This is a genomic window from Spirosoma oryzae (assembly GCF_003002825.1).
Lineage (GTDB): Bacteria > Bacteroidota > Bacteroidia > Cytophagales > Spirosomataceae > Spirosoma > Spirosoma oryzae.
Genome location: NZ_PVTE01000034.1, coordinates 40659 through 53668, shown reverse-complemented (window position 1 = coordinate 53668; position 13010 = coordinate 40659). Strand labels below are relative to the sequence as shown.

The following is a 13010-nucleotide window of genomic DNA, read 5'->3' as shown; positions in this document are numbered from 1 at the left end:
GAGCGCCCGACCCGTTGGTCAAAGCGTGGTTGAGAAGTCGTGAAACAAAGCGTTTCGTTGTTCTCGATTTGGGATTGCAAAGGTACTACATTTGCCGGTGTCGTGTCAAGCGTTTTGCCAAATTTATTTTTCGATTCGTCTGGCGACTGTTTGACCGTTAACCGACTGATTGGCAAGGTGTTAAGCTTGTTTTGTCAGCTGCGTTCCCGTATTTGGGAGTGCAAAGGTAGTGGCTTTGTTTTTCGATATCAAGTAAAAGTTCAAATTTATTTTCGGAACCTGGTAGGCCGGCCGTCGATGCGTCTGGACTTTTATGTTGTTCAACCCGCTGATTATGAGTGATTTACTCGTTGGTCAGTGGGCTGTTCCCGTCGTTTGGGAGTGCAAAGGTAGGACTAAAAAGCGACCCTTGTCAAGCCCTGTTCCAAAAAAAGTTGGATAAGCCAGCCTAGCAAAACGATAAGTAGCCAGTTTACAGCTACTTATCGTTTGAAAATTGTTTAAACTTTTTTCAGCAGGTGGTTCTTTTTTCCTTTTGAGATAAGTGCATAGCGGTCTTGTAGCCACTCTATGACAGGCGTTGCCGCCGGGTCAGCCACTTTCGTCTTATTAATACTGACCGCATTTTGTGTGATTGCGCGACGCGCTTCTCCTTTCGACGCGTACACTTCTCCCCTACTCGCCGTCGATAGAAGATCGGTCACGTCTTTACAATTGGCCAATTCTTCCACCGTTACCTCCGTTTGGGGGACACCGTCGAAGATTACGTCGAACTCGTCGATCTTGATAGACCGCAGTGTGTCCAGCGTTGCTTTACCGAATAGAACCTCGGACGCTTTTACGGCCAAATCGTAGCCTTCCTGCGAGTGAACGCGAATCGTGACGTCTCTAGCAATGGCTTTTTGCAAAATGCGCAGATGGGGTGCTTCGGCATGCTGACGCTCCAGGTCTTCGATTTCCTCTTTCGACAGTAGTGTAAATACCCGAATCAGGCGCGAACAGTCGTCGTCGGCAGCGTTTAGCCAGAACTGGTAGAACTGATATGGTGACGTCATCGCCGGATCGAGCCAGATATTACCACCCGCCGATTTGCCGAATTTGGTACCGTCTGCCTTGGTGACAAGAGGTGTTGTCAGCGCAAATGCCTGGTATTCCTCCCGGCCCTCCTTTCTCCGAATCAGTTCGGTGCCCGTTGTGATGTTGCCCCACTGATCCGATCCGCCCATTTGCAGCCGAACGCTTTTGTTTTTGTAGAGCCAGTAGAAATCGTATCCCTGAAGAAGCTGGTATGAGAATTCCATGAACGACAGCCCGGTCTCCAGACGCTTCTTCACCGAATCCTTCGCGATCATGTAATTGACCGTGATATGCTGGCCTGCCTCACGTAGAAACTCCAGGAACGTGATGCCTTTGAACCAGTCATAGTTATTGACCATCTCGGCTGCATTGTCGCCAGAATCGAAGTTCAGGAACCGCTCAAGCTGCGCCCGAATACCAGCCTGATTGTTACGTAGGGTTTCTTCCGACAAGTAGTCCCGTTCCGTCGAGCGTCCCGACGGATCGCCGATCATCCCTGTAGCCCCGCCAACCAGCGCGTATGGTTTGTGGCCCGCCCGCTGCAAATGAACCAGCAGCATGATCGTCGCCAGATTACCGATGTGGAGCGAGGCTGCCGTCGGGTCGAACCCGATGTATCCGGCCGTCATCTGATTTTGTAGCTGTTCTTCTGTACCGGGCGTCATGTCATGCAGCATGCCGCGCCAGCGGAGTTCTTCAATGAAATTCATATATAGTATACTAAAGGAGTACAGCCGTTAAGACCGCTTTACGCATGCTGCGAAATCGTTACTCGTTTTCCGCCGGAAACGAATTGTTGTAAGCCATGTAAGTTAGCATCTGTAGCACAGCGCTCACGAAGAGCAAAGCCGCCGTGTAGTCAGGATTGCCGATGGCCAACCCGTTCGACGATAAGCGAGATGGCAAGCATTGCTACACCGGAGATAATACGCCAGACAATCGTCTGCTTCATAGCTGTGCGTACTTTACCAAACAAAGCCTGTTTTGCCGTTGCTAACTGCGTTTAGCTGTTCGCAAAAATAGCGCTTTACGGGATAAGCAGTGACGAATCCCCGTAACTCAGGAATCGATATCCTTTATCTAGCGCTTCTCGGTAGACCCGTTTCCAATCGTCGCCAATGAGTGCAGCTATCAGCAAGATAAGCGTCGAGCCGGGCTGATGAAAATTCGTTACGATGCCGTTGCAGAGTCGTAGCGAGTAGCCGGGTGTAATGTAAATGCTGGTATGCGCCGTTACGGTGTCCAGGTTACGTGTCGTCATGTAATCGAGCACCGCCTGTACCGCTTGCGCAGGTGAAGGCAGTTGGTCGGCAGACAGCTGATAGGCGTAATGCTGATCGAGTGTAAATGGCTCAGGCTCCTGCCGCATCACTTTGACGCCCATCCAGTACAAACTCTCCAACGCCCGCATCGATGTAGTGCCTACCGGAATAATGTGCCCGATTCGGGGAAGCAGGTTTTGCAGGTTGGTCACCGTGTACACCACCTGTTCGGTATGCATAAAATGCTGCCGAATGTCGTCAGTCTTGATCGGCTGAAACGTACCTGCGCCTACGTGTAGCGTCAGGTAGTCGTAGGCAACGCCTTGCTGCGCCAGCTCCTCAAACACGGCAGGCGTAAAATGCAGGCCAGCCGTAGGTGCGGCTACGGCACCTTCTTTCTCCGAATAGACAGTCTGATAGGTCTCCCGGTCATCGGTGGTAGCCTCACGGTTGAGGTAAGGCGGCAACGGAACCTGCCCGGCCTGTTCGATAAGCTGCGCAAAGGGTAATTCCGCCGGTTGCCAGCTCAACCGGATCAGCGACTGGGCGGTATCGAACCAGTCAGCGCGAAGAGTAACCTCACCCGACGGCATCGGAATACGGGTTTCCAGGGTTTCACCCGGTTTCCAGCGTTTACGGTTCCCAATCATTGCCTGCCAGACCACCGCTCCTGTGGCTTCCATTGCCTGACTGATCGGTGGAACCGCACCGGTGTCGGGGTCGATCGGGTTGAGTAAAAAGAGTTCGATCAGCGCCCCCGTTGCCCGCGTAAAATAGAGCCGGGCCGGAATCACCCGTGTATTATTGAATACCAGATAACTATCGGGCGGTAGCTGCCGGGGCAGGTCCGTAAACGCGCCATGGTCAATCTGACCACCTTTGTATACGAGCAGTTTCGACGCATCACGCTGCGGGAGGGGGAAGCGGGCAATCCGGTCGTCGGGCAGGTCGTACTGAATCTGGTCGAGCCGGATTTCGGGCAGCTCATTCATCGGCCGACGGTTTCATGAACAAACGAATCGGCAGGGCGGCCAGAACGATAATGATAATCGCTGTGCAGATTGGTAGCAGACCGGCATAATCGACGTAGCGAACGACGCGATCGGCCTGATTCAATAACGACAATACAAACAATCCCAGCGCCAGGATGGTACTGATAGCAGCCGTCAGTGCGTAAAACCAGTTACCGAATATAGTATTGAGCTGCGTTCGGTGCGCGGCCCATTCCGCCTGATTCGGTATAGGCAGGCTGGCCGACGGAACGCGTGGGAACATCCGACCCAACGCCCGCAGGCTGGTCAGACTAATGATGAAAATAGCGATAGCGCCGTAGAAAAGCGTTTCGCGGTTGGCATATTGAATAGCACGGCTGGTATCGTCGAACCGAACGGCTACTTCCTCGGGATAGGAGATGTAACTGGTGAATAACGAAATCAGGAATCCGAGAATGGCCATGATGCGCCATGTGCGGATAAAGAGTGTACCGGTTCTCATTTAAAAAGCGAAAGAGCGAAAGAATGAAAGAGCGAATCTCCTGCACATTTACGCTCATAGGTAATAAACAGGTTTTGAATCAAGGGCAAAGGTACGGCCTGAACGGACGAATTCCGTTAGCTTAGCTTTTTGTTGCAACACTGGGTTTGGTGATTTATGAAGATTTACACAAAAACGGGTGATACCGGACAGACGGCCCTGATTGGCGGTCGGCGCGTGAGTAAGGCGGAATTGCGAATTGATGCGTATGGGACAGTCGATGAATTGAATGCGTGGGTCGGTCTCCTCCGCGATCAGCCGGTCAACGCGGCACGGATTGATTTACTTGCCGAGATTCAGGATCGACTCTTTACCATTGGTGCCGAACTGGCAACGGACCCCGACAAAACGGTACGTAAGACTTTACCAGCTATTATCGACGCTGACGTAGTACGGCTGGAAGACGGCATGGATGACATGGACGCCAAGCTATCGGAGTTGCGGGCTTTTGTGCTGCCGGGTGGTCATCAATCAGTATCTTTTTGTCATCTGGCCCGAACGGTTTGCCGCCGATGCGAACGCGTTGTGATTGCCTTAAACGCGCAGCAACCGGTCGACCCACTGGTGATTCAGTACCTCAACCGACTGTCGGATTATTTCTTTGTGCTGGGCCGACTGATGGCGCAGGATTTGGGAGCCGATGAGATCGAGTGGAAAGCCCGTGTGTAAGCCGAAAAAGAAAGTTGTCTTAACAACTAAACTTAGTCCGGCTAATTTTTTAGCTTTGCCGTGCCCCGTTCAAAACGGTTCAGCACATTAACCAACACCCTGATTATGACGACGGACGTCTTGCAAATTGAATTGCGGAAAGCGGAACGCTCCCGCATTCAGGAGGTCGATTTCAACAATCTGCCTTTCGGAAAACACTTCTCCGACCATATGTTCGTGGCGGACTTTATTGACGGCGAATGGACAAATCAGATGATTGTGCCATTCGACAACTTTACGCTGAGTCCGGCCCTATCGTCGCTGCATTACGGTCAGTCGATCTTTGAAGGCATGAAAGCGTTCAAGAACGAAGCGGGTGAGGTGCGCCTGTTCCGGCCGTACGAAAATTTCAAGCGGATGAACGAGTCGGCCAAGCGGATGTGCATGGCCACACTGACCGAAGAAGTATTTATGGGCGGTCTGGAAGCGCTACTGCGCATCGATGCCGATTGGGTACCATCGTCGCCGGAAAGCTCGCTATACATCCGGCCGTATATGTTTGCAACCGATACGTACCTGGGTGTTGCTCCCTCGAAAACGTACCGGTTCTGCATCTTTACCTGCCCGGTAGGTGCGTATTACTCGAAGCCGCCGAAACTCAAAGTCGAAACCGACTATATCCGCTCGGCACCGGGTGGCGTCGGCTTCGCGAAATGTGCCGGTAACTATGCCGGGTCGATGTACCCGACGCTCCTGGCGCAACAGCAGGGCTACGATCAGTTGATCTGGACCGACGCCCGCGAGCACAAGTACATCGAGGAATCAGGCACGATGAATATTATGTTCATCATCGACGGTAAGCTGGTGACGCCCGCTACGTCGGATTCGATTCTGAAAGGCGTTACGCGCGATTCATTGCTTCAGATCGCCCGCAGCATGGGTATCGAGGTCGAAGAGCGGCTGGTGTCTATCGAAGAAGTACTCACCGGTATTGAAAGCGGTCGTCTGACGGAAGCCTTCGGTGCTGGAACGGCGGTCGGCGCTTCGCCTTACGCGCTCATCGGCTACAACGGCAACGATTATATGCTGCCCGAATATGGTCCTGATAACTCAATAGCCGTTAAGCTCCGCGATCAGATGAACGGTATTCGCACCGGTCAAGTGGAAGATACGTTCGGCTGGATACATACGGTGTAAGTGGTTTACGGTATTTAGTTTACGGTTTTCGGCGGGCTACCCTCACGGCTGCGGCCGACCGTCCCTACCCCTCTCCCAAAACGGGAGAGGGGTTCTTTTTTGTGGGAATGTGTAGTCTGGTGAGTAAACGTAGCCTGGACGTCCACGTCCGGGTGGCCGTCAGGCCAACTACGTAAGGCGGCAGCTAGCAGGCCGCTTCGCGTCCACCCGGACGTGGACGTCCAGGCGACATATAGCTAAAAATACATACTATCCGCCATTCGGAAGGTGTTGCAGTGTGCTTCGACGATGTCGGTCAGGCGGGGCGAGTAGCCGCCACCCATCGAGACGGTAATTGGGAGATTGCGCTGGATCGCCTGTTCGAATACAAACCGGTCGCGCTGCTGACAGCCTTCACGGCTAACCGCCATCTTGCCCAGTCGATCCGACGCCAGAATGTCGACGCCCGACACGTAGAACAGGAAGTCGGGCTGTACGCGGTCGATCAGTTTGGGTAGCGTATCGTAGAGTGTGTTCAGATACAGCTCGTCAGCGGTGCCGGTGGGTAGTTCGACGTCCAGGTCAGACTGCTCCTTTCGCAGTGGATAATTGTCTTTTCCGTGAACGCTGAACGTGAAGACACGCGGCTCATGCTGAAACATAGCCGCCGTACCATTTCCCTGATGCACATCCAGATCGATCACCAGAATTTGCCGGACCTGCCCTGTTTCGAGCAAGTAGTGCGCAGCTACCCCTACGTCGTTCAGCATGCAGAACCCTTCACCCCGGTCGGGAAACGCATGGTGGGTTCCGCCGGCGACGTTCATCGCAACCCCATCCCGACGGGCAATCTGTGTGCAGTCGATCGTTCCCTGCGTAATGATCCATTCGCGCTCGATTAACTCAGCCGTCAGCGGAAAGCCAATACGACGTACCATCTCCGCCGGCACAGTCAGCGTTTTGAGTTGCTGCACGTAGGCTGCCGCATGCACGCCCAGCACCCAGCGGTCGTCGACAGGTTGGGGAGCGAAAAAATTGTCGTCGGTGCAAGTGCCTTCGTAGAGAAGCTGTTCATGGATCAGTTCGTATTTGAGCATCGGAAACCGGTGACCCTCGGGTAGCCGAAGCCGGTATACCGGTGAATAAGCAATCTGAAGCATACTAGAAGCAATTACGTATGGCCGCATCGTTCGGCAGCGCTACATACGACTTTCGGTGAAATGACGTTACCAGTTCTACGCCTGCTGTGTATCCGTAGCCCCCTGAAGCCGATGGCGAAACGATACCGATTTCATAACCACCCGGTATCGGTCAGTGTTACGGATAGACGTAGTTTGGCCTTTACGCTTACCCAACACATCTATGAAAACAGCTATCATTACCGGAGGAGGCCAGGGAATCGGCCGGGTGACGACACAGTACCTGATTACGCACGGCTACCGGGTGGCCGTCTGGGAAGCCGACACCGAAGCACTGGCAGAAATGCGGGATGCCTTTAAAGCCTCTTCCTCGCAGCTTCTGTTCGTCTCCTGCGATGTATCCAGTGAAGTCAACGTAAAAAAAGCCGTCGATCAGACGCTGAACCACTTCGGACAGATCGACGTGCTCATCAACAATGCCGCTCAGATGACGCGCAAGCCAATCGATAAGCTGACGCTGGACGAATGGAACCGGGTAATCGGCACCAACCTCACCGGCACCTTTTTGTGCGCCAAGCACTGTGCCCCAGCCATTGCCTCGCAGAAAGGCTGTATCATCAATATGTGTTCGACGCGGGCGTTCCAGTCGGAGCCAGATACCTTCGCGTACTCGGCCTCGAAAGGGGCGATTCTGTCGCTAACCCACTCACTGGCGGTCAGTTTGGGGCCGTCGATTCGCGTCAATTGTATCAGCCCCGGCTGGATCGACGTGTCGGCCCTGAAGAAAGCCAAGTCGAAGCCCGACGACCTCTCTCCCGAAGATCACGAACAGCACCCGGCCGGGCGGGTCGGGACCGCTGACGACATTGCCCGCATGATTTTGTTTCTGATTTCGCCCGAGAACAGCTTCATCACGGGCCAGAACTTCACTGTCGACGGTGGAATGACGCGAAAAATGATCTACGTGTAAACACACGGTCGAGACAGCTAGTTAGGCCATTTACCACAGGCTAAATAGACAGCCCGGTCAGACAGATTTTCTTGTCGACTTACCGCCTACTGGCTAACTAGCTGTTCCTTTTTTCATCGACGCATGACTTTAGAAGTTACTACCGCTTCGGAGACCGCTCCACTTGAAGTTCTAGACGTACAGGTTTCCAGCCGCCGATCAACATCGACCGGCCCACTGTCGCTGTCTATCGGCTTACTATACCGCACTGGTCGGGCGAATCGCTCGTTCAGTGTACCGACGCTGTCCTGGTTCGACGCTAGTCGGTTGCAGGATTTTTCGCAACAGCTGGCGGTTGCGCAGTACCCCGAATCCTGCTCCATCGATTTACCCGATGCTGGCCTGCGGCTGACGGGTTCCGTTCGTCGGCTGGCGGGGCGCTGGACAACGGGGCGAACGGTGAAGATCGAGCCGCTTCCCGGTGCTGCGGTGGCCTTTGCGCCGTTTCTGGTTCATGCGTCGCATACCGACATTGCCAATTACTCGCGTAAGTTATACAACCGGCTATGGGAGGTGTTTACCCGGGGCTAGGCAACCTTATCAGTTAACTTTTTTCTCAACGCCACGATGAACAGTGAAAACCAGGATGCGATGCTGCGTCAGCCGAATCAGACGTATCGACCCGACACGGGTGGCCCCGCCCAAATACCCGCCGACGGGCAAATGATGGACGAAACGTATAATCCCACCGATCTGTCGGGAGACGCGCAGACATTGCCCACGACACCAACCGACGAGGACGATGCAGCCAGCGGTACCGGAGCCGCATCGGGCAGCCCAAACATGGAACCCGACGTTGATAATTACGGCAACGGAGATTCACTCGGTAATAACGACGGCACCGAGCCAGACCCGGCCATGGACGACGATGATATGCGGGGGGGCCTATAAGTCAACCTAACAAACTACGAAAGCGGAGTCCTGTCGTCAGGGCTCCGCTTTTTTATCGGCATAGCGATGAACCGCACCGAATTTATCGTGAGTCTACCGCTTTTAAACAGCTTGCTACGCATGGAGTCTGACAGCCCCAGGCCCGAACTTTTCCACTTCGCCGACGATGGGCAGATTCCAAACAGTCGCTACCCATTGCTGCTGTATCGCAATGTCTTTTCAGAGCGTAAATCGGCAGGAGCCACGTGGCTGGAGCAACGCTTTGCCGCCAATGACTGGACAAACGCCTGGCGAAACGGCATCTTTTCTTACCTGCATTACCATAGTCTTTCGCATGAGGTACTAGGTATTTACAGTGGATCGGCAACCGTTCAGCTGGGCGGGTCGAAAGGCAAAGCCGTGTCGGTACAAGCGGGCGACGTTATTGTTATTCCAGCTGGCGTAGGCCATCAGAACCTTGGCTCGTCAGCTGACTTCGGGGTGGTAGGCGCTTACCCCGGCGGACGAACCTTCGATGTCCTGCGGGGCCACCCCGGCGAGCGCCCCAGGGCCGACCAAACGATCGCGGCCCTACCTCTACCCACTACCGATCCGCTACTGGGAACATCAGCAGGACTGGTATCCATATGGCAGTAATTCATGCAAGCGTACGCATCCTGTAAAAGCCACCTTAGTGCAACTGGCACGAATTTTCACCAGGCAATACTAAGTATATTTCTCACTAATATCCCAGTGAGTTTATACTAGAAAATACCAAAATAAATAACAAAATAGTTATAAAAGTAGGCAAGTAGGGGTAAGTTCTGCGGCTGGTGAGCCTAATATTTGACCACTCATCCGGCCAGAGTAGCGCGGCTGACGGGTGTTCCTAACTCTTAAACCAGACCCTCATGAACAAGCTCTATTCGCTGACAGCGCTCTGGCTGCTGGCAGGCTCCGTTCCTAATCTGACCCAGGCACGGCACCCAGATTCACGGTTCATTCGCCGGGCTCCGTCCGGGACCAATCAGCCACTAACCGCCCCATCAACCAACCCGGAATCAACGATCCGGCAACCAGCGCTGGCCGATGAAGAAATAACAGGGCGGGTAGTCGATGAGAAAAACAACGGCTTACCGGGCGTGACAGTCGTCGTGAAAGGGAGTACGAAAGGCACGACGACCGACGAGCAGGGCAGTTTCAAACTGGCCGTACCGGGTCCTCAGTCGGTACTGGTATTCAGCTTCGTCGGCTACCAAACAAAGGAAGTAACGGTTGGTACCAACAAAGTGCTGAACGTATCCCTGGGTGAAGGCGATCAGACGCTGAACGAAGTCGTCGTCGTTGGCTACGGCAGTCAGTTGAAGAAGGAAATCACCGGCGCTGTTCAGAACGTTAGCGCACAGGAGATCAAAGACTTGCCCGTATCGCAGATTGGGCAGAAGCTACAGGGCCGGCTGGCGGGGGTTCAGATCAACCAGACGACGGGTAAGCCGGGACAGGGCATCAATATCCGTATTCGGGGACAGGTATCGGTATCGGCGGGCAGCGATCCGCTGTACGTAGTCGATGGCTTCCCGATCACCGGCACCATCGCCCAGCTAAACCCTGATGAGATCGATGATATCTCGATACTGAAAGATGCCGCGTCGACGTCGTTGTACGGGTCGCGGGCGGCCAACGGGGTGGTCCTCATCACCACCAAGAAAGGAAAAGTCGGCCAGACCAATATCAGCTTCAACACCTTCGCGGGGGTGCAGCAGGTACCGCAGCGGGGCCGGATCAAGATGCTGAATGCGGTCGAGTTTGCGCAGTTCAAGAAAGAATACTACGAAGATCAGGGGCAGGCGGTCCCTACTGAATTTCAGAATCCGGCGCAGTACGAAGGCAAAAACAACGACTGGTACGGAGCCTTGCTACGGGTAGCCCCGATTCAAAGTTATAACCTGACGATATCCTCGAACCGTGAACGGTCCAGCACCGCACTGGTGGCAGGTGTTTTCAACCAAGATGGGGTCGTGCTGAACAACAAGTACAAGCGGTACTCACTGCGGATGAATTCCAATTACAACCTGTCGGATCAGGTGTCGGTGGGGTTCAACGTGGCCCCCTCCTACGTGTTCGACAATACACCACGGACGGACGGCGACCGGGGCACGGGCATCCTGTTCAACGCGCTGCACACCTGGCCCGTCATGCCGATCTATGACTCGAACGGCGACCTGACCCGGTTTAACCGCTTTCCGGGTAGTACGGGCAACATTTTCGACTACCCGAACTGGGTACGGGCAGCACGGGATCTTACCAACGAAACCCGCAACATCAACCTGCTGAGTAACGCCTACGTCACCTACCGTCCGATTGCGGGCTTAACGCTCAAGTCGACCATCAATGTCGAATACCTCAACTCAAAGTTTTTCTTCTTTAACCCCTCAACTGCGACAAGCGCCATTAACGTCCCCGTTCCGACAACGGCCGTATCGATCCGGCAGAGTCTGGACAATGTGTCGTGGCTGAACGAAAACCTGGCGACCTATTCGAAAAGTTTCAACGATCATAACTTCGAACTGCTGGCCGGCTTTACGAATCAGCAATTTCGGCAGGATGTCACTCGCATTCAGGCCGACACCTACGCCAACGACCAGATTCCGACCATTCAGGGTGGTCTGAACATTAATCGGGGCGGCACGAGCAGTGGCGTCAACCAATGGGCGCTGACATCGTATCTATCGCGGCTGACGTACAACTACAAAGGCAAATACCTGCTGACGGCGGCTATTCGGACGGATGGCTCGTCGCGCTTTGGCTCGGCTAATCGCTGGGGTACGTTCCCATCGGCCTCGCTGGGCTGGGTACTGTCGGACGAAGAATTTCTGAAGCCGGTTCCGGCGATCTCGTTCGCCAAGGTCCGTGCCAGTTACGGGATCATCGGTAACAACAACATCGGTAACTATACCCAGTACGCGCTGCTCGACAATACCGCCAACGCCGTCTTTGGCAGCACTGTCGCATCAGGTGCCGTACCTACTTCGCTGGCCAATCCCAACCTGGGCTGGGAAACGACCCGGCAGTTCGACCTCGGTCTGGACTTAGGCCTGTTCAACGACCGGGTTCAGTTTGTGTACGATTTCTACACTAAGCGCACGACCAATCTGCTCTACGCCGTGCAAATTCCGCAGGAGTCGGGCTTCACGAGCTATAGCGACAACATCGGCGAAATCAAGTTCTGGGGCCACGAGTTTTCGCTGACGACCAAGAACACGACGGGTCGGCTTCAGTGGACAACCAACGCCAACATCTCGTTCAACCGCAATAAAGTCGTTGCGCTGGCACCGGGTATCGACCGCGTCTACGGTTCGTTCCACATCACACAGGTTGGTCAGCCATTCGGGCAGTTTTACGGCATGGTCAAGGAAGGCTATTACCAGAACGCACAGGATCTGGCTAACTCGCCCATCATTCCGGGTCGCTCAGCCGTGGGAACAATCAAATTCAAAGATGTCAACGGCGACGGGGTGATTACCTACGGCGGTGATGCCGACGATCGGGCCATTATCGGCAGTCCGTTTCCGAAATTCGTTTATGGTATTACGAACACCTTCCGCTACGGCAATTTCGACGCGTCGATTGTTGGATCGGGTTCGTACGGCAACCAGCTTTGGGTACGGCACCTGTACAGCACAGCCAATCTCGACGGCGTGTTCAACCTGGTAGCGGGCGTAAAAGATCGTTTCCGGGTCGGCAGCGACGGACGGGTCATCACGCCGGGCGCGGGTCAGTTCGGTGCCACTAACGGCGGGGGCAACTTTACCGGCGTCGAGCGCGACTGGAACAGCAGTCAGTTTCTGGCCAATGCCTCGTACTTCACGATCAAGAACATCACACTGGGCTACACCTTTGGTCCGCTGAACCGCTTCTTCAAGTCGGCACGGGCGTATGCATCGATTCAGCAGGTGTATGTCTTCACCAACTACTGGGGTGGTCCCAACCCGGAAACCAGCGCCAACGGTACTGGCGACGGTGATGGTGGCAACCTGAGCCAGGGCGTCGATCTGTCGAACTACCCGGTTCCCCGCACGTACACGCTAGGCGTCAACCTCAATTTTTAGAATGTATCGACGCGATCATTCGTCGGTCCGCGCCACGGTGGCGACCACCGCGTGGCCGCCAGTGCGGTCTCAGCACGCGCCAGCCTTTGTATCCACTGAGTTCGGTACCTATTCGCCAAACTCCATCCGGCGGTGAGACGCGAAGGGTCGCCGGTCCGCCGGTGCGGTCTCTACAAGACACACAACG

The 13010-nt window shown here is 54.5% G+C and carries 12 protein-coding genes; 7 read left to right on the top strand and 5 right to left on the bottom strand.

Annotation, left to right across the window (positions count from 1 at the left end; translation table 11 throughout):
• Positions 1 to 500: 500 nt before the first annotated feature.
• The 4 genes from tyrS to CLV58_RS25065 all read right to left on the bottom strand — a co-directional run bounded on the left by tyrS (position 501) and on the right by CLV58_RS25065 (position 3833).
• Complete coding sequence (tyrS, locus tag CLV58_RS25075) at positions 501 to 1787, bottom strand: tyrosine--tRNA ligase (RefSeq protein WP_106140589.1); 1287 nt, start codon at positions 1785 to 1787, stop codon at positions 501 to 503.
• 58 nt (positions 1788 to 1845) lie between these two features.
• On the bottom strand, positions 1846 to 1983 hold the full coding sequence (locus CLV58_RS28540) for a hypothetical protein (protein ID WP_170108796.1): 138 nt from the start codon (positions 1981 to 1983) through the stop codon (positions 1846 to 1848).
• 121 nt (positions 1984 to 2104) lie between these two features.
• Positions 2105 to 3331 (bottom strand): S-adenosylmethionine:tRNA ribosyltransferase-isomerase, encoded by a 1227-nt coding sequence (locus CLV58_RS25070; protein WP_106140588.1) that lies wholly within the window; start codon positions 3329 to 3331, stop codon positions 2105 to 2107.
• Positions 3324 to 3833, bottom strand: coding sequence for a hypothetical protein (locus tag CLV58_RS25065; protein WP_106140587.1), 510 nt, complete (start codon positions 3831 to 3833; stop codon positions 3324 to 3326). The genes CLV58_RS25070 and CLV58_RS25065 overlap by 8 nt, the downstream gene beginning before the upstream one ends.
• Positions 3834 to 3989: 156 nt before the next feature.
• Here CLV58_RS25065 and CLV58_RS25060 point away from each other — a divergent pair, with 156 nt between their 5' ends.
• Positions 3990 to 4541, top strand: coding sequence for a cob(I)yrinic acid a,c-diamide adenosyltransferase (locus CLV58_RS25060; RefSeq protein WP_106140586.1), 552 nt, complete (start codon positions 3990 to 3992; stop codon positions 4539 to 4541).
• Positions 4542 to 4646: 105 nt separating this feature from the next.
• Positions 4647 to 5717: a branched-chain amino acid aminotransferase gene (locus tag CLV58_RS25055; RefSeq protein WP_106140585.1), complete on the top strand. Its 1071-nt coding sequence runs from the start codon at positions 4647 to 4649 to the stop codon at positions 5715 to 5717.
• 236 nt (positions 5718 to 5953) lie between these two features.
• Here CLV58_RS25055 and CLV58_RS25050 read toward each other — a convergent pair whose 3' ends face one another.
• Positions 5954 to 6856: a histone deacetylase family protein gene (locus CLV58_RS25050; RefSeq protein WP_106140584.1), complete on the bottom strand. Its 903-nt coding sequence runs from the start codon at positions 6854 to 6856 to the stop codon at positions 5954 to 5956.
• 202 nt (positions 6857 to 7058) lie between these two features.
• Between CLV58_RS25050 and CLV58_RS25045 the strand changes: the two genes are divergently transcribed.
• The 5 genes from CLV58_RS25045 to CLV58_RS25025 all read left to right on the top strand — a co-directional run bounded on the left by CLV58_RS25045 (position 7059) and on the right by CLV58_RS25025 (position 12823).
• Positions 7059 to 7805, top strand: coding sequence for an SDR family oxidoreductase (locus tag CLV58_RS25045; protein ID WP_106140583.1), 747 nt, complete (start codon positions 7059 to 7061; stop codon positions 7803 to 7805).
• Positions 7806 to 7928: 123 nt separating this feature from the next.
• Positions 7929 to 8375 carry a hypothetical protein gene (locus tag CLV58_RS25040; protein ID WP_106140582.1) on the top strand — a complete coding sequence of 149 codons (447 nt, stop codon included), beginning with the start codon at positions 7929 to 7931 and terminating at the stop codon, positions 8373 to 8375.
• 36 nt (positions 8376 to 8411) lie between these two features.
• On the top strand, positions 8412 to 8735 hold the full coding sequence (locus CLV58_RS25035) for a hypothetical protein (protein ID WP_106140581.1): 324 nt from the start codon (positions 8412 to 8414) through the stop codon (positions 8733 to 8735).
• 66 nt (positions 8736 to 8801) lie between these two features.
• A complete protein-coding gene (locus CLV58_RS25030) occupies positions 8802 to 9371 on the top strand; it encodes a cupin domain-containing protein (protein ID WP_146141540.1) in 570 nt (189 codons plus the stop codon).
• A gap of 254 nt (positions 9372 to 9625) precedes the next feature.
• Positions 9626 to 12823, top strand: coding sequence for a SusC/RagA family TonB-linked outer membrane protein (locus tag CLV58_RS25025; protein ID WP_106140579.1), 3198 nt, complete (start codon positions 9626 to 9628; stop codon positions 12821 to 12823).
• Positions 12824 to 13010: the final 187 nt, after the last annotated feature.

What these genes read in the sequence shown, in the direction of transcription:
- tyrS (WP_106140589.1), bottom strand. Translation starts at nt 1,787, where the DNA reads ATGAATTTCATTGAAGAACTCCGCTGGCGCGGCATGCTGCATGACATG.
- CLV58_RS25070 (WP_106140588.1), bottom strand. Translation starts at nt 3,331, where the DNA reads ATGAATGAGCTGCCCGAAATCCGGCTCGACCAGATTCAGTACGACCTG.
- CLV58_RS25065 (WP_106140587.1), bottom strand. Translation starts at nt 3,833, where the DNA reads ATGAGAACCGGTACACTCTTTATCCGCACATGGCGCATCATGGCCATT.
- CLV58_RS25060 (WP_106140586.1), top strand. Translation starts at nt 3,990, where the DNA reads ATGAAGATTTACACAAAAACGGGTGATACCGGACAGACGGCCCTGATT.
- CLV58_RS25055 (WP_106140585.1), top strand. Translation starts at nt 4,647, where the DNA reads ATGACGACGGACGTCTTGCAAATTGAATTGCGGAAAGCGGAACGCTCC.
- CLV58_RS25050 (WP_106140584.1), bottom strand. Translation starts at nt 6,856, where the DNA reads ATGCTTCAGATTGCTTATTCACCGGTATACCGGCTTCGGCTACCCGAG.
- CLV58_RS25045 (WP_106140583.1), top strand. Translation starts at nt 7,059, where the DNA reads ATGAAAACAGCTATCATTACCGGAGGAGGCCAGGGAATCGGCCGGGTG.
- CLV58_RS25040 (WP_106140582.1), top strand. Translation starts at nt 7,929, where the DNA reads ATGACTTTAGAAGTTACTACCGCTTCGGAGACCGCTCCACTTGAAGTT.
- CLV58_RS25035 (WP_106140581.1), top strand. Translation starts at nt 8,412, where the DNA reads ATGAACAGTGAAAACCAGGATGCGATGCTGCGTCAGCCGAATCAGACG.
- CLV58_RS25030 (WP_146141540.1), top strand. Translation starts at nt 8,802, where the DNA reads ATGAACCGCACCGAATTTATCGTGAGTCTACCGCTTTTAAACAGCTTG.
- CLV58_RS25025 (WP_106140579.1), top strand. Translation starts at nt 9,626, where the DNA reads ATGAACAAGCTCTATTCGCTGACAGCGCTCTGGCTGCTGGCAGGCTCC.